The 23,913-nt window shown below is 72.9% G+C and carries 21 protein-coding genes and 1 pseudogene; 11 read left to right on the top strand and 11 right to left on the bottom strand.

All coding sequences use genetic code 11. The features are described 5' to 3' along the window. The first annotated feature begins 38 nt into the window (after positions 1 to 38). Positions 39 to 1,043 carry a helix-turn-helix domain-containing protein gene (locus ACF1AG_RS15755; RefSeq protein ID WP_359604538.1) on the top strand — a complete coding sequence of 335 codons (1,005 nt, stop codon included), beginning with the start codon at positions 39 to 41 and terminating at the stop codon, positions 1,041 to 1,043. Between the two features lie 639 nt (positions 1,044 to 1,682). Then, positions 1,683 to 2,387: a response regulator transcription factor gene (locus ACF1AG_RS15750; RefSeq protein ID WP_359604536.1), complete on the top strand. Its 705-nt coding sequence runs from the start codon at positions 1,683 to 1,685 to the stop codon at positions 2,385 to 2,387. 56 nt (positions 2,388 to 2,443) lie between these two features. Here ACF1AG_RS15750 and ACF1AG_RS15745 read toward each other — a convergent pair whose 3' ends face one another. Both ACF1AG_RS15745 and ACF1AG_RS15740 read right to left on the bottom strand, forming a co-directional pair. Next, positions 2,444 to 3,661 (bottom strand): serine hydrolase domain-containing protein, encoded by a 1,218-nt coding sequence (locus tag ACF1AG_RS15745; RefSeq protein ID WP_391809879.1) that lies wholly within the window; start codon positions 3,659 to 3,661, stop codon positions 2,444 to 2,446. Between the two features lie 183 nt (positions 3,662 to 3,844). Then, the gene (locus ACF1AG_RS15740; RefSeq protein WP_359746708.1) at positions 3,845 to 4,339 is read right to left on the bottom strand and encodes an NUDIX domain-containing protein; all 495 of its coding nucleotides are present in this window, start codon (positions 4,337 to 4,339) and stop codon (positions 3,845 to 3,847) included. Between the two features lie 251 nt (positions 4,340 to 4,590). On the opposite strand from ACF1AG_RS15740, the gene murQ reads away from it, so the two are divergent. Then, on the top strand, positions 4,591 to 5,541 hold the full coding sequence (gene murQ / locus ACF1AG_RS15735) for an N-acetylmuramic acid 6-phosphate etherase (protein WP_391809878.1): 951 nt from the start codon (positions 4,591 to 4,593) through the stop codon (positions 5,539 to 5,541). Positions 5,542 to 5,580: 39 nt separating this feature from the next. Beyond that, a complete protein-coding gene (locus tag ACF1AG_RS15730; protein WP_391809877.1) occupies positions 5,581 to 7,107 on the top strand; it encodes a PTS transporter subunit EIIC in 1,527 nt (508 codons plus the stop codon). 89 nt (positions 7,108 to 7,196) lie between these two features. Here the strand turns inward: ACF1AG_RS15730 and ACF1AG_RS15725 are convergent, their stop codons facing one another. The 3 genes from ACF1AG_RS15725 to ACF1AG_RS15715 all read right to left on the bottom strand — a co-directional run bounded on the left by ACF1AG_RS15725 (position 7,197) and on the right by ACF1AG_RS15715 (position 10,161). Then, the gene (locus tag ACF1AG_RS15725; RefSeq protein ID WP_391809876.1) at positions 7,197 to 8,093 is read right to left on the bottom strand and encodes an RNA polymerase sigma-70 factor; all 897 of its coding nucleotides are present in this window, start codon (positions 8,091 to 8,093) and stop codon (positions 7,197 to 7,199) included. Positions 8,094 to 8,144: 51 nt separating this feature from the next. Then, on the bottom strand, positions 8,145 to 9,341 hold the full coding sequence (locus ACF1AG_RS15720; RefSeq protein ID WP_391809875.1) for an NAD(P)/FAD-dependent oxidoreductase: 1,197 nt from the start codon (positions 9,339 to 9,341) through the stop codon (positions 8,145 to 8,147). Positions 9,342 to 9,435: 94 nt separating this feature from the next. Continuing rightward, positions 9,436 to 10,161, bottom strand: coding sequence for an RNA polymerase subunit sigma (locus tag ACF1AG_RS15715; protein ID WP_391809874.1), 726 nt, complete (start codon positions 10,159 to 10,161; stop codon positions 9,436 to 9,438). A gap of 112 nt (positions 10,162 to 10,273) precedes the next feature. Between ACF1AG_RS15715 and ACF1AG_RS15710 the strand changes: the two genes are divergently transcribed. From ACF1AG_RS15710 to ACF1AG_RS15700, 3 genes and pseudogenes are all read left to right on the top strand, one after another. Further along, positions 10,274 to 11,008 carry an alpha/beta fold hydrolase gene (locus ACF1AG_RS15710; RefSeq protein WP_391809873.1) on the top strand — a complete coding sequence of 245 codons (735 nt, stop codon included), beginning with the start codon at positions 10,274 to 10,276 and terminating at the stop codon, positions 11,006 to 11,008. A 103-nt stretch (positions 11,009 to 11,111) separates the two neighbouring features. Further along, positions 11,112 to 11,752 (top strand): annotated as a pseudogene (locus tag ACF1AG_RS15705) (DUF6461 domain-containing protein). A gap of 354 nt (positions 11,753 to 12,106) precedes the next feature. After that, positions 12,107 to 12,712 (top strand): lytic polysaccharide monooxygenase, encoded by a 606-nt coding sequence (locus ACF1AG_RS15700; protein ID WP_359604882.1) that lies wholly within the window; start codon positions 12,107 to 12,109, stop codon positions 12,710 to 12,712. 59 nt (positions 12,713 to 12,771) lie between these two features. Here the strand turns inward: ACF1AG_RS15700 and ACF1AG_RS15695 are convergent, their stop codons facing one another. The 6 genes from ACF1AG_RS15695 to aceE all read right to left on the bottom strand — a co-directional run bounded on the left by ACF1AG_RS15695 (position 12,772) and on the right by aceE (position 19,924). Further along, positions 12,772 to 12,942 carry a hypothetical protein gene (locus tag ACF1AG_RS15695; protein ID WP_391809872.1) on the bottom strand — a complete coding sequence of 57 codons (171 nt, stop codon included), beginning with the start codon at positions 12,940 to 12,942 and terminating at the stop codon, positions 12,772 to 12,774. Positions 12,943 to 13,009: 67 nt separating this feature from the next. Further along, positions 13,010 to 13,759: an SDR family oxidoreductase gene (locus ACF1AG_RS15690; protein WP_359604862.1), complete on the bottom strand. Its 750-nt coding sequence runs from the start codon at positions 13,757 to 13,759 to the stop codon at positions 13,010 to 13,012. 60 nt (positions 13,760 to 13,819) lie between these two features. Further along, positions 13,820 to 15,550: an L-aspartate oxidase gene (locus ACF1AG_RS15685; protein ID WP_391809871.1), complete on the bottom strand. Its 1,731-nt coding sequence runs from the start codon at positions 15,548 to 15,550 to the stop codon at positions 13,820 to 13,822. A gap of 144 nt (positions 15,551 to 15,694) precedes the next feature. Then, positions 15,695 to 16,120 carry an OsmC family protein gene (locus ACF1AG_RS15680; RefSeq protein ID WP_391809870.1) on the bottom strand — a complete coding sequence of 142 codons (426 nt, stop codon included), beginning with the start codon at positions 16,118 to 16,120 and terminating at the stop codon, positions 15,695 to 15,697. A gap of 99 nt (positions 16,121 to 16,219) precedes the next feature. Then, on the bottom strand, positions 16,220 to 17,116 hold the full coding sequence (locus tag ACF1AG_RS15675; RefSeq protein WP_359604867.1) for an RNA polymerase sigma-70 factor: 897 nt from the start codon (positions 17,114 to 17,116) through the stop codon (positions 16,220 to 16,222). A gap of 123 nt (positions 17,117 to 17,239) precedes the next feature. Next, positions 17,240 to 19,924, bottom strand: a complete 2,685-nt coding sequence (aceE, locus tag ACF1AG_RS15670) for a pyruvate dehydrogenase (acetyl-transferring), homodimeric type (RefSeq protein WP_391809869.1) — start codon at positions 19,922 to 19,924, stop codon at positions 17,240 to 17,242. Between the two features lie 347 nt (positions 19,925 to 20,271). Here aceE and ACF1AG_RS15665 point away from each other — a divergent pair, with 347 nt between their 5' ends. From ACF1AG_RS15665 to ACF1AG_RS15650, 4 genes are all read left to right on the top strand, one after another. Further along, the gene (locus tag ACF1AG_RS15665) at positions 20,272 to 21,474 is read left to right on the top strand and encodes a macrolide family glycosyltransferase (protein WP_391809868.1); all 1,203 of its coding nucleotides are present in this window, start codon (positions 20,272 to 20,274) and stop codon (positions 21,472 to 21,474) included. 3 nt (positions 21,475 to 21,477) lie between these two features. Beyond that, complete coding sequence (locus ACF1AG_RS15660) at positions 21,478 to 21,963, top strand: hypothetical protein (protein WP_359604873.1); 486 nt, start codon at positions 21,478 to 21,480, stop codon at positions 21,961 to 21,963. Then, entirely contained in the window at positions 21,960 to 22,886 is a 927-nt protein-coding gene (locus ACF1AG_RS15655) for a hypothetical protein (RefSeq protein ID WP_391809867.1), read from the top strand. The genes ACF1AG_RS15660 and ACF1AG_RS15655 overlap by 4 nt, the downstream gene beginning before the upstream one ends. Positions 22,887 to 23,019: 133 nt before the next feature. Next, positions 23,020 to 23,910 carry an endonuclease/exonuclease/phosphatase family protein gene (locus tag ACF1AG_RS15650; RefSeq protein WP_391809866.1) on the top strand — a complete coding sequence of 297 codons (891 nt, stop codon included), beginning with the start codon at positions 23,020 to 23,022 and terminating at the stop codon, positions 23,908 to 23,910. Positions 23,911 to 23,913 lie beyond the last annotated feature (3 nt).

Genomic DNA, 23,913 nt, shown 5'->3' with positions numbered 1-23,913 from the left:
TTCAGGCGTTTGAATACCGACGTGCTGGGGAGGGCGCCGTGACGCTGGAGGCCGCCGGGGTCACCGGTACCGAGGAGACCGTCTACCGCCTGCTGGTGACGATGGGCCGGGGCACCGCCCGCGAGGTCGCCGACCGGGCCGGTCTCGAGCCCGAGCACATTCGGCACGTACTGGACGCGCTTGCCGCGAAGAACCTGGTCAGCCAGAGCGACGGACTGCCCCGTCAGTATCGCCCCACCCCGCCCGACGTGGCCCTGCTGCCCCGCCTCAAGCGCCGCGCCGACGCGCTCGACCTGGCCCGCGCCGAGGCGACCGCGCTGCTGGAGTCCTACCGCGAGACCCTGCGCCGCCAGGACCTCGGCCAGCTCATCGAGGTCATCACCGGCGCGGAGGCGCTGCGCCAGCACCTGCGCCAGATCCAGGACGGCGCCCGGGACGAGATGCTGTGGTTCTGCAAGGCGCAGTACGTGGCCATGCCGTCCGGCAGCAACCGCGCCGAGTTCGACGCGCTGGCCCGGGGCGTGCGCTACCGGGTGCTGTACGAGAAGGCGTTCTTCGACGACGAAGGCGCCGTCGATAACGTTGTCGAGGGTGTCAGGGCGGGCGAGATGGCCCGCGCCGTGCCGCATCTCCCGCTGCGCCTCGCGGTCGCGGACCGCGCCATCGCGATCTGCCCGCTGGTGCCGGGCGGCCCCGACGGAAGCCCCGAGGAACCCACCTCCGCGCTGGTCCGTGACAGCAACCTGCTGGCCGCGCTGGTCGCGCTCTTCGAGCGGTACTGGGAGGACGCGGTCCCGCTCGACGTCGACGACACGGGCGCCGTCGCGGGCACGGACGCGGCCGGGCCCCCCGACCCGCTCGGCGCCACCGACCGCCGCCTCCTCGCCCTCCTGGTCGCCGGCGTCGCGGACAAGGCGGTGGCCACTCAGATGGGCCTCAGCCGCCGCACGGTCCAGCGCCGCATCCAGCGCCTGATGGAACTGGCGGGCGCGACGACCCGCATGCAACTCGCCTGGCAGGCGGCGCGGAGGGGATGGCTGTGAGGGGCCGCCACCCCGCCGTGCAGTGGGCGTGCCCCGCGCCGGGGGAGTCGGCGTGTGCCGTCGTGTCTGGCGACGGGGGCCGGCCACGGCGGGAAGTTGGCCGGCGGGGGTGTGTCACTCCGCGCCGGAGTGGGTTGTGACCCGGCGCCGGGGGAGTCGGCGTGTGCCGTCGTGTCTGGCGCCGGGGGCCGGCCGGGGCGTGGCCGCACCAGCCGGCAGGTGCAGCCCCGGCGGGCAGCTCGCCGGCGGGGGTGTTTCTCTCCGCGCCTGGTAGTGGGCGTGCCCCGCGTCGGGCGTCGGTCGTCGGGGGCGTGCCCGTCCGGCGCCGGGGCCGGCCGGGGGCGTCGGCACCGACGGCGGGCCTGCGGGTGTGTACCGCGCGACCGGACGCCAGGCGATGTCGGCCGCCGGCCGAGACGCGTGCTCCGGCGCCTGAGCGGCCTCGCGCGGCGGCAGCCGGACGTCCCCTCGGGGAGGCGCCCCGGTCGCCGCACCGGGGTGAAGCCGGCCGGAAAGGCCTGCGGAGGCGCAGGCGCGCTGGAGCGGCCGGGTGATCAGGGCCGAACGGCCCTGGCCGTCCGGCCCTGGCCGAGTGAGGATCCTGGTGGAACACTCCCGTGCACAGCAAGGAGCACTGCGATGGCGGACGTCGAGCAGCCCGGCCCCGACGAGGGGCCGATCCGTGTCTTCCTTCTGGACGACCACGAGGTGGTCCGGCGCGGGGTGCACGACCTGCTGGACGACGAGCCGGACATCACGGTGGTCGGCGAGGCCGCCACCGTCGAGCAGGCACTGGTGCGCGTCCCCGCCCTGCGCCCGCGCGTCGCGGTCCTCGACGTCCGGCTGCCCGACGGCGACGGCGTGACCGTGTGCCGTGAACTGCGCTCCCGGATGCCGGACCTCGCGTGTCTGATGCTCACCTCGTTCGACGACGAGGAGGCCCTGCTGGACTCGATCATGGCGGGCGCGTCCGGCTACGTCCTCAAGCAGATCCGTGGCTCGGACCTGGTGGAGGCCGTCCGCACGGTCGCGCGCGGCCAGTCGCTGCTCGACCCGGGCGCCACCACCAAGGTGATGGAGCGATTGCGTGGCGGCCCGCAGAAGGAGCAGGAGGAGCAGGACGTCCTGCCCGGTCTCACCGAGCGGGAGCGGGAGATCCTCGAGCTGATCGGTGAGGGGCTCACCAACCGCCAGATCGGCCGGCGGCTCTACCTCGCGGAGAAGACGGTGAAGAACCACATCTCCCGTCTGCTCGCCAAGCTCGGCGTGGAGCGCCGCATCCAGGCCGCCGTCATCGCCGCCGAGGCCCGGGACCGCCTGCGGCACGACGGCCACGGTCACTGACGGCCGCGGGTCCCGGACGGCGCCCGTCCGGGACCCGCGGTGACGGATCCGGGCAATCAGTCGCGGGCGATCTGCGGCGCGATGTCCTCGGTGAACCGCTCCGTCGAGGCGGCGGCCCGCCGCACCGCGGCGGCCGGGTCGGTGCCGCAGAAGGACGCGTCCAGCGTGGCGCCGAGCGTGGTGTTCACCGTGCCGTTGTTGGAGGTGTTCGCCAGCGACGCCATGCTGCGCCGGCCGTCGCTCGTGGTGAAGGCGTACGTGTAGTAGCCCTGCACGGTGCCGGTGTGCCCGTACACCGTGGTGCCGCAGGACAGCGTCCGCCCGCGCAGCCCCAGCCCGTACGACTGCTTGCCGTCGGCGGTGACCGGGACCATGGTGGTCATCTCCCGCAGCTGCTCCTCGGGCAGCAGCTTCCCCGCCAGCAGCGCGGAGAAGAACCGGTTGAGATCCCTGGCGTTCGAGATGACCGCGCCCGCGGACTGCGCCCAGGAGACGGTCTGCTCGGTGGAGTCCACCAGCGGCAGCGTGGTGTCGTCCTGACGGAGGTAACCGCGCGCGTACGTGCCGGAGATGGTCGTCCGAGGGTGGACGTACGAGGTGTTCTTCAGCCGCAGGGGCGTGAAGATGCGCCGCTGGTAGTGCGTGGCGACGGGCGTGCCCGTCACGTGCTCGATGATCGCGCCCAGCGCGACGAAGTTGGTGTTGGAGTAGCTGTACGCGGCGCCCGGCGCGTTGTTCAGCGGCTTCGCCGTCGACAGGTCGATCAGCTCCTGGTAGCTGAAGACCTTGTTCCGCACCGCTTCGAAGCCGGGGACGGTGTTGTAGAACATGTCGTTGGTGTAGTCGTACAGCCCGCTGCGGTGGCTGAGCAGATGACGGACCGTGATGCGCTCGTCGGGCAGCGGCTCGGGCAGGTAGCGGCCGGCCGGCGCGTCGAGGTCGACCTTGCCCTCGGCGACGAGCTGCAGCAGCACCACCGTGGTGAACGTCTTACTGACGCTGCCCACGCGGAACCGCCGCCCGGTGTCCATCGGCATGTGGACTGCGGTGTCGGCCTCACCGGTGGCGACGTGGTAGCTCCGCGGCCCCTCGTCGATCCGGGTCAGCGCGCCGGGCGCGCCCTGGGACAGCGCCGTCCGGTGCACCGCGGCCACGGCGGCGACGTCGGGCGCCGGCAGCGAGGGCGTGGTGGTGCCGGCGAGAGCGGGGGACGCCGCCAGTGTGACGACCAGGGTGGAACCGACGAGCGCGAAGCTCACGTCTTTGATCCGCATCCGCTTCTTTCCTGAGTGTGGGGAAGGAACACACGCCTGCGCCCGGTCGTCACCTCAACCCCACTGTCCAGGTGGGTAGTTGACGGAGCTTCACGTGGCCGGAGGCGGCAACGTCTGCATCGTAGTGCAGCGCCGCCCCGCTGCCTCGCCCTTCAACGCGGCGTGGCGGGAACGGTGTTGTCCTCAACCGGCCGGCCGGACCGGGTAGTGGCGGGCTTCCGCCGTCCCTCGCGGCGCCGCCTGCGGCCACACGCAGTCCAGCACCGACGCCGACGGGCCGAACAGTGCGGACGGCACCGCGTCCCGTGCGAACCACTCCCAGCGCACGATCTTGTCCGGTTCCGTCACCGCGGGCGTGCCCTCCGCGCCCTCGGCGACCGCGGCGGCCGTCACCCGGGTCAGTCCGCGCAGACCGTCCACCACGACCGCCAGCACCCGCACGGCCGTGGCCGGCACCACCAGCCCGGTCTCCTCCGCCAGCTCCCGAGCCGCCGCCGTCTCGAAGTCCTCGCCCGGGTCCACCTTGCCGCCCGGCAGCTCCCAGCGGCCGTCGTGGCCGAGTCCGAGCAGGACGCGGCCGTCGGAGTCGAGGACGGCGACACCGACCCCCGTCAGGCTGTGCGGTGCGGGGCGGGCGCGCTCGGGGCGCTCTGCGGTGGGGTCTCCGGTGCTGTTCACCGGTCCCTTCTACATGGTCATGGGCCCGCCCGGTATGAGGTGACGCACGTCACCGGCTCCGGCTTGGAGCGGTGGGCGGCGTAGCGGCGACATTGGAGGAATGAGCTATTCCGCAGGTGTGCCCGCGAGAGCCGCCTGCCGCGGCGAAGTCGTGATCGGACCTTTGCACGACGACCCTTGACGCACGCCATGGCTGAAAATATCTTTCAGACTCAAGTGATCGGCCGAAAGTAAATTTCTACCCTGGGAGAGTGACGTCCGTGCCCGCCGCAGACGCCGTGGAGAACGGCCGGTTGCGTGAGCAACTGGCCACCATGACCACGGAGGCCCACCGCCCCGAGCTGGCGGACATCGACCGCCTGCCCACCCTCGACATCGCCCGCTTCATGAACGCGGAGGACGCCACCGTCACCACGGCCGTCGCCGCCCGGCTGCCGCAGATCGCCGCCGCGATCGACGGCGTCGCCGAGCGGATGGCCCGCGGCGGCCGGCTCGTCTACGCCGGCGCGGGCACGGCCGGCCGGCTCGGCATCCTCGACGCCTCCGAGTGCCCGCCCACCTTCAACACCGACCCCGCGCAGGTCGTCGGCCTCATCGCGGGCGGTCCCACGGCCGTCGTCAGCGCCGTGGAGGGCGCCGAGGACCGTGAGGACGCCGCCCGCGCGGACCTGGACGCCCTGGCCCTCACCGCGGACGACGTGGTGGTCGGCATCTCCGCCTCGGGCCGCACCCCGTACGCCGTCGCGGCCGTACGGCACGCCCGCGCCCTCGGCGCCCTCACGGTCGGCCTGTCCTGCAACGAGGACAGCGCGCTGGCCGCGGCCGCCGACCACGGCATCGAGGTCGTGGTCGGCCCCGAGACCCTGACGGGCTCCACCCGGCTGAAGGCGGGCACGGCGCAGAAGCTCGTGCTCAACATGATCTCGACGATCACCATGATCAAGCTGGGCAAGACCTACGGGAACCTGATGGTCGACGTCCGGGCCTCCAACGAGAAGCTCAGGGCACGCGCCCACCGGATCGTCTCCCTCGCCACCGGCGCGCGCGACGAGTCCGTCGAGAGCGCCCTCGCCGACAACGACGGCGAGGTCAAGAACTCCATCCTCACCCTCCTGGCGTCCGTGGACGCCCCGACCGCAGCCCGCCTGCTGCAGGACGCCCACGGGCACCTGCGCAAGGCACTGGAAGCCGCAGCCGCCTGACCCGGCCTGCCCCACCTCACAGCAAGGCATGACCGCACCATGAGCGAAGAGAACAAGCATCGCGTCACTGCTGCCGCCATCCTCCCCCTGGTCGGGGGCGCGGCGAACGTGACGTCGGTGGCCCACTGCATGACCCGGCTCCGGCTGGGCCTGCGCGACCGGTCCCTCGTCCAGGAGGAGGCACTCAAGGCGGTGCCCGCGGTCATGGGCGTCGTCGAGGACGACACGTACCAGATCGTGCTGGGCCCGGGCACGGTGAACCGGGTGACCCCCGAGTTCGAGGCCCTGGTCGAGGAGGGACGGGCCGACGCCCCGGCGGAGCCGGCCGCCCCCGCCGCACCCGCCGGCGGAGCCGACCCGGTGACGGCCGAGGAGCTGGCGGCGCAGGGCGCGGCGCTCCGCGCGGAGCGGAAGGCGAAGAACGCCACCCCGTTCAAGCTGTTCCTGCGGCGCATCGCGAACATCTTCGTGCCGCTCATCCCCGCGCTCATCGGCTGCGGCATCATCGCCGGCCTCAACGGCCTGTTGGTCAACCTCGGCTGGCTGCCCGGCATCACCCCGGCCCTGGCCGCCATCGCCTCCGGCTTCATGGCGCTGATCGCCGTCTTCGTCGGCTACAACACGGCCAAGGAGTTCGGCGGCACCCCGATCCTCGGCGGCGCCGTCGCGTCGATCATCGTGTACGCCAAGGTGGCCGACGTCGAGGCGTTCGGCCAGCACCTCTCGCCCGGCCAGGGCGGCGTGCTCGGCGCGCTCGCCGCGGCCTGTCTCGGCGTGTACGTCGAGAAGCGGTGCAGGCGCTGGGTCCCGGAGTCCGTCGACGTGCTGGTCACGCCCACCGTCACAGTGCTGGTCTCCGGCCTCGCGACCCTGTTCGGGCTGATGTTCCTCGCCGGTGAGGTGTCGACCTGGATCGGCGAAGCCGCCGACTGGCTGCTCGCCCACGGCGGCGCCGGGGCCGGCTTCCTCCTCGGCGGCCTGTTCCTCCCGCTGGTCATGCTGGGCCTGCACCAGGCGCTCATCCCCATCCACACCACGCTGATCGAGGGCTCCGGCTTCACCGTGCTGCTGCCGATCCTCGCCATGGCGGGCGCCGGCCAGGTCGGCGCGGCCCTCGCGATCTACCTGCGGCTGCCCCGCAACACCTCGATCCGCACGACGATCAAGTCCGCGCTGTGGCCGGGCTTCCTCGGTGTCGGCGAGCCGCTGATCTACGGCGTCTCCCTGCCCCTGGGCCGCCCCTTCGTCACCGCCTGCGCAGGCGGCGCCTTCGGAGGCGCGTTCGTCGGTCTGTTCAACCAGCTCGGCACCGACGTCGGCTCCACGGCGATCGGCCCCTCCGGCTGGGCGCTGTTCCCCCTCCTCGACGGCAACCATGGCCTCGCCCGGACGATCGCCGTCTACGCGGCCGGCCTGCTCGTCGGCTATGTGGCCGGCTTCGTGGCGACGTACTGGTTCGGCTTCACGAAGACGATGCTCGAGGAGCTGAACGCGTCGCCCGACGAACCGGCGCCGGCGGCTCCCGCCCCCGTCGCGGCGGAGGAGCGCGTCGCGGAGAAGGTCTGACCTTGCGGCCGGGACCGGCCACGTCGTCGACGCCGGGCCGGCCCCTCCACGGGGGCCGGCCCGGCGCCTTCACGCACGGGGCAGGCCGCTCACCGTCCGGCGAGGACGGTCTCGGACTCGACGCGGGTGAGCTTCTCGGGGTTGCGGACGTAGTAGATCCGCGTGACCCGGCGGTCCTCCACCCGCGCGGCCAGCACGCCGTCGATCCCGCCGTCCAGGCGCAGGACGAGCCCCGGGTTGCCGTTGACCGTGGTGGCCTCGCCGGTGAGGGTGCCGCCCGCCTTGCCGAGGCTGCCGGCCATGTAGCGGAGCACCTTGTCCGCGCCGACGACCGGCCGCAGGGCCGCCAGCCTGAGACCGCCGCCGTCGCTGACGAAGACGACGTCGGGAGCCAGCACGTCGAGCAGCCCCTGCAGGTCGCCGGTCTCCAGCGCGGACCGGAACGAATCCAGGGCCGCCCTCGTCTCCTGCGCGGACACCGGCGTGCGGGGGCGGCGGGCGTCGACGGCCCTCCGGGCCCGGTAGGCCGTCTGGCGTGCCGCGGCGGGCGTCTTGCCGAGGGCGGCGGCGATCATGTCGTAGTCGAAGTCGAAGACCTCGTGCAGGACGAAGACGGCGCGTTCCGTGGGGGACAGGGTTTCCAGGACGTACAGGAGCGCCAGTGACAGGCTCTCGGCGAGTTCGGCGTCCTCCGCCACGTCCGGCGCGGTGAGCAGGGGTTCGGGCAGCCAGGGGCCCACGTAGGTCTCCTTGCGGCGCTTCAGCGTGCGGAGCCGGTTGAGCGCCTGGCGGGTGGTGATCCGCACCAGGTAGGCGCGCCGGTCCCGCACCTGTGCCAGGTCGACGTCCGTCCACCGCAGCCAGGTCTCCTGGAGGACGTCCTCGGCGTCCGCGGCGGAGCCGAGCATCTCGTAGGCGACGGTGAACAGCAGGTTCCGGTGGCTGAGGAAGGCCTCGGTCGCGGGATCGGGGGTGTGGTCGTTCATGTCGGGTGTGCCGCTTTCTCGTGGCCGGCCCCGTGAGGGAGGCCGTGACGGTCAGGCCGGGACGTTCCGGCGGGGGTCGGAGCCGTCGTCCCGGACCGCCCGGGAACCGGCCTTGCGCGCCCCGGACACCAGTTGGCGGAGGGTGGACCGGCAGGCGATCTCCTTGACGCCTGCGGCGGGCCGGCCGCTGAGGTGGAGCGCGTTCACCCGGTCGTCCAGGTACGAGAACTGGGTGACGCCCTCCTGGCGGCCGAGGCTCAGGCACTGCCCGGCGAACAGCAGCCGGACGGGCGCCGGGGGCTTCCCCGCGATCCGGCGCAGCACGGTGCCGGCGGCTCCCGTGCCCAGCTGCACGGCCGCCTGGCAGCTCATCCGGAACGGCCGGCCGGTGATCACACCGGCGTCCCCCGCGGCGACGATGCGGTCGTCGTCCACACTGGTCAGCGTCGCGTCCGTGACCAGCCGCCCGTGGACGTCCGTGCTCAGCCCGCTGCGCGCGGCCAGGTCCGGCACACGGAACCCCGCGGTCCAGACGGTCACCGCGCCGGTCACGTCGCGGCCGTCGGCGAGCCGTACGGCGTCGCGGGTCACCTCCGTCACCCGCGTCCCGGCACCTTCGAGGACCCTCACGCCCAGCGCGGCGAGCCGGCGGGCGACCGGACGGCGGCCCCGGGCGTGCAGGGAAGGGCCGAGCACCCCGCCGCAGACCAGGGTGACGCAGCGTCCCGCCTCCGCCAGCTCGGCCGCAGTCTCCACACCGGTCAGGCCCGCCCCGACCACGATCACCGGGGCGGTCGCGGGCGTATCGGCCAGCGCCGACCGGAGCCGCCGCGCGCCGTCGAGGTCCGCCACCGCGTGCGCGAACTCCGCGGCCCCGGGCACGCCCGGGGCGGAGGCGCCGCTGCCCACCGCGTAGACCAAGTGGTCGTAGGCGAGGGTGGAGCCGCCGGCCAGGTGCACCCGGCGCTCGGCGGGCGCGATCAGGGTGGCGGTCTCGACCACCAGGCGGACGTTCCCGCCCAGCACCTCCCCGAAGTCCTCCACCGCGTCGTCGGACCCGGTCACCAGCTGGTGCAGGCGGATGCGCTCGACGAAGTCGGGCCGCGGGTTGACCAGCGTCACCGACACGCCCGCCCGGCGCGCCAGCCGGTTGGCGGCCTTCACGCCGCCGTAGCCGCCGCCCAGGACGACGACCTCGGTGTTCTCAGTGTTCTCAGTGTTCTCGGTGTTCTTGGTGTTCTGGCTCATGATGTCTCCACTCGTGGTGTCGGACTGCGGCATGGAGACACCGGTGGGAGGTCCGGCGTAACACCCGCGGCCGGTGAGGCGGGGGCGCATGCCGTCACGGGTGCCGCCCGGCGTTCCAGGCGCGGAGTTTGTCGGGGTTGACGACGGCCCACACCCCTACGGCCTCGGCGCCGGAGACGTCCAGACTGAGGACGGCGACCACCCGCCTGCCGTGGCGGACGACTAGTCCCGTGCGCCCGTTGACGGAATGGGCGGCGAGGGTGGTGTGCGGGCTGCGGTCGAGCAGGCGCAGGAGACCGCGGGCGACCCGGTCGCGCCCGTGCACGGGCGCGACGAGCGTCCGGATCTTCCCGCCGCCGTCGAAGAAGGCGGTGGCGTCGGGGGCCAGCAGGGGGAGGAGCAGGTCCGCGTCCGCCGCCACGAGGGCGCGGCGTACGGCGTGCACCACGGCGTCGTGCTGCCGGAGGGTCGTGGGTTCCGCGACGCGGGGCCGGGCCACGATCACGTCGGGAACGGTGGGGCGCACGGCACCGGCGGCTCCCTCCGGGTGGGGCAGAGTGCACCGGGCCCGGCAGATTCGGCCGACGCCTGCGGCCAGCCAGGTCAGGGGTACGGGAATGCGCTTCCGCTCGCGGTCGGACAGCGCGTACCACCGCCGGTAGCACTCGTCGACGGCGCTCTCGGCGTCGTCGGCGCTGCCGAGCATGCGGTGGGCGAGGGCGACCAGGTGCCGCCGCTCGTCGAGCAGGTCCGCGAGCGGGGAGCCGTCGTCGACGCGGTTCACATGCGAGAGACCGGGCAGCCGGGCCGTCTGTGACACGGCGCTCAGTCTGTCCTGTTTGTCACATATGAGTCCGTGGCCCGGTCATCGGGGCGAAAGGCGACGACGTTCCGCCACCCGGCGGTACCGCCTTCCGACGAAAGGACCGGCCATGTTCCATCGTTCCCGCTCTCCCGAGCCCACCGTGGTCCTCGTCCACGGCGCCTTCGCCGACTCGACCAGTTGGAACGACGTGGCGCGCGAACTGCGGCGCGAGGGCCACCCCGTGGTGGCCGCCGCGAACCCGCTGCGCGGCCTGAGCGGCGACGCCGCGTACGTCCGTGAAGTGCTCGCCGGCATCGAAGGGCCGGTCGTCCTGGTCGGCCACTCCTACGGCGGGTCCGTCATCACCACCGCGGCGGTGGGTGCGGACAACGTGCGGGCGCTGGTGTACGTCGCCGCGTTCATCCCCGACAAGGGCGAGAGCGCGCTCGACCTGGCGGCGCGCTTCCCGGGCAGCAGCCTCGGCGAGGCGCTGCGGCCGACCCCGGTCACGCTGCCGGACGGTTCGCCGGGCATGGAGTTCACCATCGACCAGGCGAAGTTCCCGCACCAGTTCGCGGCGGACGTGCCGGAGGGCGTGGCCCAGCTGATGGCCGTCGCCCAGCGTCCGGTGACCGGAGCGGCACTGGAGGAGCCGGCGTCCGAGCCGGGCTGGCGGACGCTGCCGTCCTGGGCCGTGGTCGCCACGGAGGACCTCAACATCCCCGCGGCCGCGCAGAGTCACATGGCGAAGCGCGCCGGTGCGGAGGTGACGGAGCTGGAGGCGTCGCACGCGGTCGGCGTCTCGCATCCGAAGGAGGTCGCGCGGGTGGTGATGGCGGCGGTCTCCTCGGCGAGGCAGTAACGGACCGCTCCACCCGCGGTGCCGCCGACCCACCCCTGGGCCGGCGGCACCGCACGCCGTGCGCCGGGCACCGTTGTCGGAGGAGTCCGGCACACTGCGCCGTATGACCTCGGTGACCGCGCACGACTACGCCTGGATCCGCACCTCGCCGCTCTTCGCCCTCATGACGGAGTGGGGATACGCCCTCACGCTGGTGCGGGGTCGACCCCGCGCGAGGTGCTCGACGCGATGGGGGCGGAACCGTGCGGCACGGGGGAGGGGCTGGCCGGGCTGATCGAGGCGAACAACGCGCATGAGAGGGACGACGACTGGGACGAGTCCTACGTCGCGGGCGCCTTCGGTGTGCGGGGGGAATCCGACGACTGGACGCTCGTCCTCGGCTTCGACTGGGGGCTGGGCCTCTCGAAGGCGTGCGCGGAAGGGCTCTCGAGGGGCGGCAGGGTCGTGGCCCACTCGAGGAACGGAGGCAAGCCCGTCGACCTGTTCCACTGGTTCGAGGACGGTGAGCTCCGGACGGCGTTCGAGCACCCCAGGTGGCGCGAGGGATCCACGCCCGACGACCTGATCCCCCTGCTGCGGGACGTCGGCTTCCCTCTGACCCCGGTGGGAGAGCATGACGACAGCGCCCCGGAGATCCACCGGAAACCGGCGATGCTCGCCCTGGCCGAAAGGCTCACCGGCGTACGCGTCACCGAAATCCTGCTCGCCGATGCGTCGTACGAATTGGGCCTCGTGCCGGATTAGTTCGCCCAGTCGAAATATTTCGACGTCGCAAAGCCGCAGCAACCGAAATTACCGGGATGAATTGACGGGTATTTCGATCTTGCTCGCGTCTCGACCGGCGACCTGATCAGGCAGGATGCGGCTGCACAGTATGTGGGTCCTTCATGTCGGCCGCGTTAACCCGTCGAATGCGGCCGAACGTCTACCCGAAACCGTTTCGTTCGCTCCACGAAACCTGCACGCCTACCTTCTACCTTTGGGAGCGCTCCCATCACGTTTCACCCACAGGATTGGAGTCATCCCCCCATGCACAACTCGCGTTTATCCGCCGGTACTTCCCGGCCGACCGGGCGCCGTCTCTTCCAGGCGTTCCTGATGCTGTTCGCCGTGGTGGCCGGCGCGCTGACGTTCTCGGGCACCGCCCAGGCGCACGGTTCCGTCGTCGGTCCCGCCTCCCGCGCGTACCACTGCTGGGAGGAGTGGGGCAACGACCACATGAACCCCGCCATGGCGCAGGAGGACCCCATGTGTTGGCAGGCCTACCAGGCCAACCCCAACACCATGTGGAACTGGATGAGCATGCTCCAGGACGGTCTCGGCGGCCAGTTCGAGGCGCGCATCCCGAACGGCAAGCTCTGCAGCAACAACCTCTCGAACTTCGAGAGCCTGAACAACCCGGGTCCGTGGAAGACGACGCCCGTCGACGACAACTTCACGGTCCACCTGTACGACCAGGCGTCGCACGGCGCGGACTACTTCAAGGTCTACGTGAGCAAGCAGGGCTTCGACCCGAAGACCGAGGCCCTCGGCTGGGACGACCTGGACTTCATCACCCAGACCGGCAGCTTCGCCCCGGCGAACGACATCACGTTCCCGGTGCAGACCTCCGGCTACTCCGGGCACCACATCGTCTTCACCATCTGGCAGGCCTCGCACCTGGACCAGGCCTACCTGATGTGCAGCGACGTGGACTTCGGCTGAGCCACACAGCACGCGCAGCACACACTGCACCGCACTGCACGGCCCGGACGGGTGGTCCCTCACCCGTCCGGGCCGTCGCCCTGTGCGACCGACGTCAGCAGTCTCGCGGTCGATGTCTCGCGGCCGATGTGCAGCAGGGTGGTGAACTCCGTGAACCCCTCGCCGAGATGCGCCTTCGGATGGTCCACGTCCCAGCTGGGCGCCCCGGATGTCTCGATCGTGAGCTGCATCGCCGTTCGAAGCGCAGGGCACGCCCGTGGCCCCCGCCCGCAGGCGAGGGCCATGTCCCGGCTGGTGTCACCGCTGCTGTGCCGCCAGCCAGTCCGCGTAGCTCGTCGTCGACAGTTCCGCGTCCGGGCCCGGGAGCAGGGTGGACTCGTCCACCGGGGCGCCGGAGTAGCCCGCCTCGGGGTCCGTCACGATCTCCCGCGGGTCGCCCGCGGCGGACAGCGCCGTGCGGAGGGGGTCGGCCAGGAAGAGGGCCTCGGGGCCGCCGACCTCGACCATGCCGTCGAGAGGCGGGGCGACCGCCGCGCGGCACACCGCCGCGGCCACGTCGTCCGAGGCCATCGGCTGGAACTTCGCCGGGGGCACCCGCACCGTGCCGTCGACCGTCGACAGGTCCGCGAGTCCCTTCATGAACTCGTAGAACTGCGTGGCGTGCACGATGGAGTACGGCAGGCCCGAGTCCCTGATCAGGTCCTCCTGCGCCTGCTTGGCGCGGAAGTAGCCGCTCTCCTGGAGCCGGTCCGTCCCGACCACGGACAGGGCGACATGGTGGGCCACACCGGCGTCCGACTCCGCCTTGAGCAGGTTGGTGGTGGACGTGCGGAAGAACTCCATGACGGCGTCGTCCGCGAACGACGGCGAGTTCGACACGTCGACGACGACCGACGCGCCGTCCAGGACCTCGGCCAGGCCTTCACCGGTCAGGGTGTTGACGCCGGTGTTGGGCGCGGCCGGCACCGCCTCGTGGCCCTCGGCCCGGAGCTGGGTGACGACCTTGGAGCCGATGAGCCCGGTGCCGCCGATCACTACGACCTTCATGACTGATTCCCTTCACAGAGTGGGTTGGATGGGTGCGGGTACGTGCGTGCGTCCGCGCGTTCACTCCTGCAACTTGCCGTCCGTCGGCACCTCCTCCATCAAGGAGGCGATCTCCTCGGGAACCGGCGGGATGCTCTCCCGGGTGATGCCGGTCGCCGGCGACCACACGAGGTTGACCCGCAGTTCTTCCTTCATGTCCGGGTAGTCGCTGCGGTTGTGACAGCCACGCGTCTCCCGCCGCTCCAGCGCCGCCTCGAGCGTGGCCCGCGCGGCCAGCACCGCCGCCTTGAGGTCGAAGGCGTGGGCGAGATCCTGGAAGCCGGCGATGTCCGGGTGGACCCCGACGTCCTCCATCCGCTTCTCGATCACGGCGAGTTCGGCCAGCCCGGTGCGCAGCCCCTCCTCGTCACGGACGACGCCCGCGTGCTCCGTCATCGTGTTGCGGACGGCGCGCTGCAGGGCGCGGACGTTCTCCGGGCCGTCCGCCGCGAGCAGCTCGTCCACCTCCGCCCGCGCCTCGGCGACCGCCGCGGCCGAACGGGGCTGCGCGGTCAGCGACTCGGAGTACGCGGCGGCCGCCCGTCCGGTGATACGGCCGTAGACCAGCAGCTCGATGAGGCTGTTGCCGCCGAGCCGGTTGGCGCCGTGCAGACCGCTGGACGCCTCACCGATCGCGTACAGGCCGCGCACGTCGGTGCTGTGGTCCTCGGGGCGCACCCACACCCCGCCCATCGAGTAGTGCGCCGTGGGCGCCACCTCGATCGGGTCCCGGGTGATGTCCAGCATCTGCAGGTCCAGCAGCGTCTGGTACACCCTGGGGAGCCGGCTCATGACGGTCTGCCTGGGCAGGTGGGAGACGTCCAGCCACACCCCGCCCTTCTCCGTGCCGCGGCCCTCCTTGATCTCCGTGTAGGAGGCCAGGGCGACCCGGTCCCGGGTGGAGAGTTCCATGCGCTCGGGGTCGTAGCGGCTCATGTACCGCTCGCCGAGCGCGTTGCGCAGGATGCCGCCCTCGCCGCGCGCGGCCTCGCTGACCAGCGTGCCTGCCGCGTTCTCCGGCTCGATGATCCCGGACGGATGGAACTGCACCAGCTCCGGGTCGCGCAGCCGCGCCCCCGCCTCCACGGCGAGCCGGAAGGAGTCCCCGGTGTTCTCGTCCCGCCGCGACGAAGTGCGCCGCCAGATCCGCGTGTGCCCGCCCGCCGCCAGGATCACCGCGTCCGCGTGCACCCGGTAGCGCGTGCCGTCCCTCAGATCGAAGCCGTACGCCCCGAACACCGCGCCCTCATGGGTGAGGATCCGCGTGATGTACACGCCCTCCAGCACCGGTATCCGCAGCTGTTCCGCGCGCCGGACGAGGGTGCGCTGGATCTCCAGGCCCGTGTAGTCGCCGGCGAAAGCGGTGCGGCGGTACTTGTGCGCGCCGAAGAAGCGCTGCGAGATACGGCCGTCCTGCTCCCGCGCGAAGGCCATCCCGTACCGCTCCAGGTCGTCGATGCCCCGGGCGGCGCCCCGGGTGACGATCTCGGTGGTGCGGGGGTCGCCCAGCAGGTAGCTCTCCTTGAGCGTGTCCGCCGCGTGCTGCTGCCAGCTGTCCTCGGGGTCCATCGTGGCCAGGGCCGCGTTGATGCCGCCGGCGGCGAGGGAGGTGTGGGCGTCGTCCTTGGGGCGCTTGCCGACGGCGAGGACGTCGACACCGGCCTCGGCCAGTTCGACGGACGCCCGCAGGCCGGCCCCGCCGGTGCCGATGACCAGCACCGTGGTGGAAAGGCGTTGTTCGGTGGCAGCCACGATTGCTCCGATCGTCGAGGTGACTCATCGACTACGACCGGACGGCCGCACGGCTTGTGACACCTCGACGCCGCGGGGACATCTCCCAGCATGCGCCCCGCACGCGGAGCGGGCGACCGGGCGCGGACGGATACGGGCCGGTCCTCACTCCTGGAGCGGGGCGGGTGCCGAGACCCGTCGCACCGTGGTGACCACCGTCGGCACGGTGGTCACCGTCACGTTCCCCGTGATCAGCCGCTGCACCGGGCAGCGCCCGGCGACCTTCAACAGCCGCTCCACCTGGGTCGGGTCGAGCTCGCCGGACAGCCGGACGTGCTTGACGATCTGCCCCCGCGGCCCGAACCGCGCGTCCACGACGACACGGTCGAGCCCCCAGCCCTGCCGAGCCGCGTACGCCCGGACCGCCATCGACGTGCACGAGGCGAGCGCCGCCAGCAGCAGCTCCCCGGGGGTGGGTACGGTGTCCGCGCCGAGCGGTTCGGGTTCGTCCGCGGTCAGCAGATGCGGTCCGACCGCGACGGTACGGGCCTGCCGCCCGTCCTCACGGACGGACACGGTGCGTCCGGTCATGATGCTGCCTCTCGGTGGGGCCTGCGGGTCACCCACCAGACCGCGACGATCACGCGGATGTGACATGCCGCCGCGGACCCGGGCGCCGGGACGGGCCCGTCAGGCGGCCAGGGACGTCACGTACGGCGACAGCTTCTCCGGGTTCATCACCCACATGATGCGGTGGATGCCGTCCTCGGACGCGTCGACCGACAGCAGCGCCACCGGGTTCCCGCCGGCCGTGACGAGGACGGCGGGGCTGCCGTTCGCCTCCACCCACCGGGTCTCCGCCGGCGGCCAGAAGCGGGGCGCGAACGCGGCCAGGTACTTCGAGACGCGCGGGCGCCCGACCACCGGGATGCGCGAGGCGCCGCGGATGCCGCCGCCGTCGGCGTAGCTGACCACGTCGGCGGCCAGCACGTTCTCCAGCACCCGCATGTCGCCGGTCTGCGCCGCCGCCAGGAACACCTCCAGCAGCCGCCGGTGGTCGGCCGGACTGACCGGCTCCTTGCGCTCGGCCGACAGATGCTTGCGGGCGCGGCTCACCAGCTGCCGGGTGTTCGGCTCGCTCGTCTCGAGGATCTCCGCGACCTGCTTGTACGGGTAGTCGAACGCCTCCCGCAGCACGTACGCGGCCCGCTCCACCGGGTTCAGCTTCTCCAGCAGGAGCAGCACCGCCATCTCCAGCGCCTCGGCGCGCTCCGCGCCCAGCTGGGGGTCGTGCCGGGTGTCGACCGGCTCGGGCAGCCACGGTCCGACGTACGACTCGCGCCGCACGCGCGCGGACTGCGCCACGTTGATGGCCAGGCGCGCGGTGATCGTGGTGAGGAAGGCGGCCGGTTCCTTGACGCCGGAGCGGTCGGTGTTCTGCCACCGCACCCACGTCTCCTGGAGGACGTCCTCCGCCTCCGCGGCACTGCCGAGCACCCGGTACGCGATCCCGAACAGCTGCGGACGGGCCGCGAGGAAATCCTCCGTCGCCCGGTCCAGGGATCCGGATGCGTCCCGAGCGTTCATGGTGCTCCTTCCGGCTCCGCGCTCACCATGCTACAAGCCGCCTCCACCAGGCGCGTCCGGGAGCGGGGCGGGTCCACGCCCCCCGTACGCGCAGGGTGCGGGGAGCCGTCCCGGCTCCCCGGATCAGCTCTGCCGTCCGTACCGGGCACGGGCCTCGGCGACCCTTTCCGGGGGCACCGCGCCCGTCCGGGCCAGCTGGTCCAGGGCCGCCACCGCGATCGACGCCGGGTCGACGCCGAAGTGGCGCCGGACCGCCTCGCGGGTGTCGCTCAGGCCGAATCCGTCCGTGCCGAGAGACGTGTAGTCCTGCTCGACCCACTGGCCGATCTGGTCCGGGACCTGCCGCATCCAGTCGCTGACGGCCAGCACGGGACCCGGCGCCCCGGCGAGCGCCCGCGTCACGTACGGCACGCGCTCCTCGTCATGCAGCCGCGCGTCGTCGGCCCGCAGCGCGTCACGCCGCAGCTCCGTCCAGGAGGTCACCGACCACACGTCGGCCTGCACACCCCACTCGGCGGCCAGCAACTCCTGTGCCTCCAGGGCCCAGTGGACCGCCGTCCCGGACGACAGCAGCTGGATGCGGGGGCCGGCGCCCGGTGACGGCGCCTCCCGGAACCGGTAGATGCCCCGCAGGATGCCCTCCTCCACCGAAGGCCCGGACGGCATGGGCGGCTGCCGCCTCGGCTCGTTGTACACGGTCAGGTAGTAGAAGACGTCCTCCGGCCGCTCCCCGTACATGCGCCGCATCCCTTCCCGGACGATCACCGCGATCTCATGGGCGAACGCCGGGTCGTAGCAGACGGCCGCCGGGTTTGTGGACGCCAGCAGGTGCGAGTGCCCGTCGGCGTGCTGGAGGCCCTCGCCCGTCATCGTGGTGCGCCCGGCCGTCGCCCCGACGACGAACCCGCGCCCCAACTGGTCGGCCAGCGCCCAGAACTGGTCGCCGGTGCGCTGGAAGCCGAACATCGCGTAGAAGACGTACAGCGGGATCATCGGCTCGCCGTGCGTGGCGTACGAGGTGGCGGCGGCCGTGAACTCGGCCACCGAGCCCGCCTCGGTGATGCCCTCGTCGATGAGCTGCCCGTCCGCCGCCTCCCGGTAACTCAGCAACTGGTCTGCGTCCACCGGCTCGTAGGTCTGTCCCTCGGGCGCGTAGATGCCGGCCGTGGGGAACAGGGACTCCATGCCGAAGGTGCGGGCCTCGTCCGGGACGATCGGCACCCAGCGGCTCCCCGTGGCCTTGTCGCGCATCAGGTCCTTGACCAGCCGGACCAGCGCCGTGGTGGTCGCCACCTCCTGTGTGCCCGATCCCTCGTGCAGCGCCGCGAAAGCGGCGGGCGGCGACTGCGGCAGCGGGCCCGCCACGACCCGCCGCTCCGGCACCGGGCCGCCCAGCGCCGCGCGCCGCTCCCGCAGGTACCGCACCTCGGGCGAGTCCTCACCGGGGTGCCGGAACGGCACCTCGTCCCCGTCCAGCGCGCTGTCGGGGATCGGCAGCTCCAGCCGGTCGCGCAGGTCGCGGAACTGCTGCCGGCTCAGCTTCTTCATCTGGTGGTTGGCGTTGCGCGAGGCGAACTCAGGGCCCAGCGTGTGGCCCTTCACCGTCTGCACCAGGACGACGGTGGGCGCGCCCCGGTGCTCGACCGCCCTGCGGTACGCCGCGTACACCTTGAGCGGCTCGTGTCCGCCGCGCGAGGCGCCGAACAGACCGGTCAGCGCCGCGTCGTCGAGTCCGGCCGCCAGCGCGGAGAGGGTGTCGCCGGTGAAGAAGTGCTCGCGGACGTAGGCCGCGTCGCGTGCCGCGTACGTCTGGAGCTGCGCGTCCGGCACCTCGCCGAGCCGGCGCACCAGGGAGCCGTCGGTGTCCTGCCGGAACAGGGCGTCCCACGCCTCGCCCCACAGCGACTTGACGACGTTCCAGCCCGCCCCCCGGAACCGCGACTCCAGCTCCCGCACGATCTGCGCGTTGGGCCGCACGGGACCGTCCAGCTTCTGCAGGTTGCAGTTGACCACGAAGGTGAGGTTGTCCAGACCCTCACGGGCCGCGAGCGCCAGTGCCGCCGTCGACTCGGGCTCGTCCGTCTCACCGTCGCCGAGGAACGCCCACACCCGGGACCCGGACGTGTCCTTGATGCCCCGCGCGTGCAGATAGCGGTTGAACCGTGCCTGGTGGATCGCGCCGAGCGGCCCGAGCCCCATGGACACGGTCGGGAACTCCCAGAGCCACGGCAGCCGCCGCGGATGCGGGTACGAGGGCAGCCCGTGACCGCCGGCCTCCCGCCGGAAGTTCGCCAGGTGCCGCTCGTCGAGCCGCCCTTCGAGGAAGGCACGCGCGTAGATGCCTGGCGTGGCGTGTCCCTGGACGAACAGCTGGTCGCCGGAGCCGTCGTCCTTGCCGCGGAAGAAGTGGTTGAACCCGGTCTCGTAGAGCCAGGCGGCGGAGGCGTACGTGGAGAGATGGCCGCCCAGCCCCAGACGGGCGCCGCGGCTGACCATCGCCGCCGCGTTCCACCGGTTCCACGCGGTGATCCTCGACTCCAGGGCGAGGTCGCCGGGGAAGTCCGGCTGCGCCCATGACGGGACGGTGTTGACGGGATCGGTCGTCAGCAGCCCGGGCACCACGAGACCCGACCGGGCGGCGTGCTCGTGCACCCGGCGCAGCAGGTACACGGCCCGGTCCGGGCCGGCGTTCCGCACGACGGCGTCGAGGGACGCCCGCCACTCGGCGGTCTCCTCCGCGTCACGGTCGGGCAGTTGGTCGAGCTCGCTCACCGAGGCGGGCTCCGGGGGCCGGGACGGGTCAATCATGGCGCTTTCCTTCGGTCACACAGGGGAGGGCGAGGGGGACACGCCCGGGCGGCAGGCCGCCCCGTCGCCGGGACGGCCGGCCGCTCACCCCGTACGACCGGGCCGGACGCGGCCCTGTGACAGGCCGGGGAGTGACGCTCGTTACATCCCCGGATCTCGCAGGCGAGCGCTGTCACAGATCACAGCGCTGTCCGGTCGGTGGGAGGAACGCGACCGCGTCGACCGAGTGACAGGAGAGGACGAACGATGAGTGGCTCGGGTCCGCACGACCTCCCCCGGCCCCTGACAGCACCGCCGGGCGCCGCCCCGCGGTGGTGTCGCCCCGCCTGCCTCGCGGGGGCCGTGCGGTGAGCACCGTCGCGTTCGTCAACGTCGCCCTGCGCGGCCACATCAACCCGACGCTGCCCGTCGTCGCCGAACTGGTGCGCCGCGGCCACACCGTCACCTACCACACGACCGCCGCGTTCGAGCCGGACGTGGCCGCCGCCGGCGCCACCGTGTTCCGCTACCCCGGGGACGGCCCGCCCCTCGCCGGTCCGCCGACGCCCGTCACCCTGCTGGAACAGCTCGCCCGCACCGCGCTGGAGACGCTGCCGTCCGTGCTGTCCGATCTCAGGCACACACGGCCCGACGTGGTCGTGCACGGCGCCGCATGCCCGTGGGGGCCGGTCACCGCGGCGGAACTCGGCGTGCCCGCGGTGTCGTTGTTCACCACCATGGCGTTCGGCCGCCGGGTGCCGAGCCCCGCCCGCGCCTCCCGGACACTGCTGGCCGAGGCGCTCACGCGTCCCCGCAGCCTCCTCGGCTACCTCCGCGCGCGCCTGCTGCTCACCCGCCGGTACCGCACCCGGGGGCTGCCCCTCGTCGACCTGGTGAACGCGCGTCAGCCGCTCAACCTGGTCTTCACCTCGCGCGCCTTCCAGCCCGAGGCCGCCTCCTTCGACCGCACCCACCGGTTCGTCGGCCCCAGCGTCGGCGCCCGGCCGAGCGACCCGACGTTCCCGTTCGACACCCTTCGGCCGCCCGTGCTGTACGTGTCCCTCGGCACGGTGTTCGACGCCGGACCGTCGGTGCTGCGGGGATTCGCCGCCGCCCTGGCGCCGCTCGGCGGCACCGTCGTCGTCGCCACCGGAGGCACCGATCCCGCCGCGCTCGGCGCCCTCCCGGACGACGTGGTCGCCCGCCGGTTCGTGCCGCAGCCCGAACTGCTGGCCCGCGCCGCGCTGTTCGTGACGCACGGGGGCATGAACAGTGTCAACGAGGCGCTGTACGCGGGCGTGCCCGTCCTGGTCGTCCCGCAGGGCGCCGACCAGCCCCAGGTGGCGCGCAGGGTCACGGAGCTCGGTGCCGGCCTGACCGTCCGTCCGGAGGACGCCACCGAGGCCGCCGTGCACACCCTGGCCCGCCGCCTGCTCACCGAGTCCCGCTTCCGCGAGGCGGCCTCGGCCCTGCGCGTCGAACAGCGTCGGGCGGGCGGACACCTCCGCGCCGCCGACGAGATCGAGGCCCTCCTGCACCGCACCGGACCCCACGAGAAGCGGGAGGACTGAGCCATGTCGTCCGTCGTCGTCCTCGTGCTGCTCGCCGGGCTGTCCGAGGCCGCCGGGCGCATCCTGCCCCTGGTAGCCCGCCGCACACAGGTGTCGCCGCCCGTCGTGGCCGGGCTGCTGCTCACCGGCACCGCCGTCGAGAGCGCCGTCATCGCCCTGTGGCCGCTGACCGCGTTCACCCTCGCGGAGCTCCTGCCGTACGCCACCACCTCCGGAACCGCGCCCGGCTGGACCGCCGGTCAGGTCGCCCCGATGCTGCTCGGCGCGGTCATCGCGTTCCCGCTGCTCGGCCCCGCCCTCCACCTGTTCCTGCTGACCGGGGTCGGCGCCGGACTGGTCGGTCCGGTCGCCGCCGCGAGCGGCGTGGGCGGCTGGTCCGCCGCGGCCTGCGTGGCCGCCGCCGGGGTCGGGCTCGCCGCCGCCGTCGAAGCCGTACGACGCCTCGTCGGCCGCATCGGCACCACCGGGACACGGAGGCGGACGGCATGACCACCTGGTTCCCGCTCGTCGCCCTCGTCCTCGGCCCCGTCCTCCTCGTCGAGGCGCTGCTCGCCCGCTACGAGGTGATGCTCTACACCGCCGGCTGGCGCACCCCCGCGGCCGACCTACCGCCCGGCGTGCCCTACGCCCGCGGCGCCGGCCCCGACCGCCCGCCCGCCGCGTACCTCGTGTACCTCGACGGCATCGGCAAGCGGCGCTTCACCGACACCCGCGACGGCGGACAGCTCGTCAAGGCGCTCATCGCCGCCGCGCCCGACCTGCGCGTGCTGGGGCAGGTGCAGCCGTACTCACCGCTGGCCGCGCCGCTCGCCGACCGGCCGGTGTGGGTGAGGATCCGCCGGCACGCCGGGCTGCTGCTGTTCCTGCACAACGTCATGCAGATCTTCGTCGCCGCCGACCGCCGCTACCGCCCCCTCTACAACCGTGCCGTCGGCGGCCAGATCGCCGGCCAGCTGCGACGCGCCGGGTACCGCCCGGACAGCGGCATCCCCGTCGTGCTGCTCAGCTACAGCGGCGGCGCGCAGGTCGCCACCGGCGCGGTCCCCGAACTCCACGCCCGGCTCGGCGCGCCGCTGCTGCTGATCACGCTCGGCGGCTTCCACAACGGCGCCAACGACCTCACCCACGCCCTCCACCTGCACCAGCTCACCAGCGCCCACGACCGGATCGAACGGGTCGGCACCTGGCTCTTCCCGCAGCGGTGGCGGCTGCTGGGCGGCAGCGGCTGGAACCGGGCCCGGCGCGCCGGGAACGTCACCGTGCACCGCATGGACCCCGCCACCCACCTGGGCCGCCGCAGCTACATCAGCGCGCACTCCCACCGGCCCGACGGCCGCAGCCACCTGGAGCACACCACCGACACCGTGCTCGCGCTCGTCCGCACGGTCACCGCGGCCGACGCGCCGCCCTGAGCCGAGGTGGCCGGCAGGAGGCCGGTGGGAAAAGGAACGGCCAAGGCACTCGGCCGCCGCCCCCGCCTGTGTTTCCATGCGGTGTCGGCGCACTGACCGTGCGTCAACACCGCATCCGCAGACAGGAGAAGGCATGCAGCAAGGACCAAGACGTCCCGCCCGCACCGCCCGTGTCGCCGCCGTCCTCCTCGCCGCCGTCCTCTCGCTCACCGCTGCCCCGGCCACGGCGGCGGAGGACGCCCTCCCGGCCACCCCGTCCGGCTCCGGCGCCTCCGTGCCGCTCCGCGTGGCGACGTACAACATCCACGCGGGAGCGGGGGAGGACCAGGTCTTCGACCTCGACCGCACCGCCGCCGCCCTGCGGGACCTGCGCGCCGACGTCATCGGGCTGCAGGAGGTCGACGTCCGCTGGGGCGAGCGCAGCGACTTCACCGACGAGGCCCGCGCGCTCGCCGAGAAGCTCCGCATGCGGGTCTTCTTCGCGCCGATCTACGACCTCGACCCGGCCGCCGAGGGCGGCGAGCGAAGGCAGTACGGCGTGGCCGTGCTCAGCCGTCATCCCGTGCTGCACGCCGAGAACCACGAGATCACCCGCCTGTCCACCCAGACCCCCGACCCGGTGCCCGCCCCGGCGCCCGGCTTCGCCGAGATCGTGATCCGCGTGAAGGGCGTCCGGACGCACGTCTACTCCACGCACCTGGACTACCGCGCCGACCCGTCGATCCGCGCCGCCCAGGTCGACGACATGCTCGGCATCCTCGCGGACGACCGGGGACCGAGCGTCCTGGTCGGCGACTTCAACGCCGAGCCGGCCGCACCCGAGCTGGCGCCCCTGTGGCACACCCTGCGCGACGCCGCACCGGACGCCGGCCTCACCTATCCGGCGATCGCACCGCAGAAACGCATCGACCTGATCACCGTGTCGGACGGGATCACCGTGACCGGCGCCCGTACGCACGCCACCGACGCGTCGGACCACCGGCCGGTCGTCGCCGACCTGCGGCTGCCCCGCAAGGACCGCTGAGCC

The organism is Streptomyces sp. NPDC014764 (genome assembly GCF_043082785.1).
Taxonomy (GTDB): domain Bacteria; phylum Actinomycetota; class Actinomycetes; order Streptomycetales; family Streptomycetaceae; genus Streptomyces; species Streptomyces althioticus.
The sequence above is the reverse complement of the archived record's forward strand: the minus strand, read 5'-3'. Positions and strand labels throughout refer to the sequence as shown.

What these genes read in the sequence shown, in the direction of transcription:
- ACF1AG_RS15730 (WP_391809877.1), top strand. Translation starts at nt 5,581, where the DNA reads ATGAGCGAAGAGAACAAGCATCGCGTCACTGCTGCCGCCATCCTCCCC.
- ACF1AG_RS15745 (WP_391809879.1), bottom strand. Translation starts at nt 3,661, where the DNA reads ATGCGGATCAAAGACGTGAGCTTCGCGCTCGTCGGTTCCACCCTGGTC.
- aceE (WP_391809869.1), bottom strand. Translation starts at nt 19,924, where the DNA reads ATGATTGACCCGTCCCGGCCCCCGGAGCCCGCCTCGGTGAGCGAGCTC.
- ACF1AG_RS15695 (WP_391809872.1), bottom strand. Translation starts at nt 12,942, where the DNA reads ATGCAGCTCACGATCGAGACATCCGGGGCGCCCAGCTGGGACGTGGAC.
- ACF1AG_RS15700 (WP_359604882.1), top strand. Translation starts at nt 12,107, where the DNA reads ATGCTGTTCGCCGTGGTGGCCGGCGCGCTGACGTTCTCGGGCACCGCC.
- ACF1AG_RS15675 (WP_359604867.1), bottom strand. Translation starts at nt 17,116, where the DNA reads ATGAACGCTCGGGACGCATCCGGATCCCTGGACCGGGCGACGGAGGAT.
- ACF1AG_RS15655 (WP_391809867.1), top strand. Translation starts at nt 21,960, where the DNA reads ATGACCACCTGGTTCCCGCTCGTCGCCCTCGTCCTCGGCCCCGTCCTC.
- ACF1AG_RS15725 (WP_391809876.1), bottom strand. Translation starts at nt 8,093, where the DNA reads ATGAACGACCACACCCCCGATCCCGCGACCGAGGCCTTCCTCAGCCAC.
- ACF1AG_RS15720 (WP_391809875.1), bottom strand. Translation starts at nt 9,341, where the DNA reads ATGAGCCAGAACACCAAGAACACCGAGAACACTGAGAACACTGAGAAC.
- ACF1AG_RS15650 (WP_391809866.1), top strand. Translation starts at nt 23,020, where the DNA reads ATGCAGCAAGGACCAAGACGTCCCGCCCGCACCGCCCGTGTCGCCGCC.
- ACF1AG_RS15750 (WP_359604536.1), top strand. Translation starts at nt 1,683, where the DNA reads ATGGCGGACGTCGAGCAGCCCGGCCCCGACGAGGGGCCGATCCGTGTC.
- ACF1AG_RS15660 (WP_359604873.1), top strand. Translation starts at nt 21,478, where the DNA reads ATGTCGTCCGTCGTCGTCCTCGTGCTGCTCGCCGGGCTGTCCGAGGCC.
- ACF1AG_RS15710 (WP_391809873.1), top strand. Translation starts at nt 10,274, where the DNA reads ATGTTCCATCGTTCCCGCTCTCCCGAGCCCACCGTGGTCCTCGTCCAC.
- ACF1AG_RS15690 (WP_359604862.1), bottom strand. Translation starts at nt 13,759, where the DNA reads ATGAAGGTCGTAGTGATCGGCGGCACCGGGCTCATCGGCTCCAAGGTC.
- ACF1AG_RS15680 (WP_391809870.1), bottom strand. Translation starts at nt 16,120, where the DNA reads ATGACCGGACGCACCGTGTCCGTCCGTGAGGACGGGCGGCAGGCCCGT.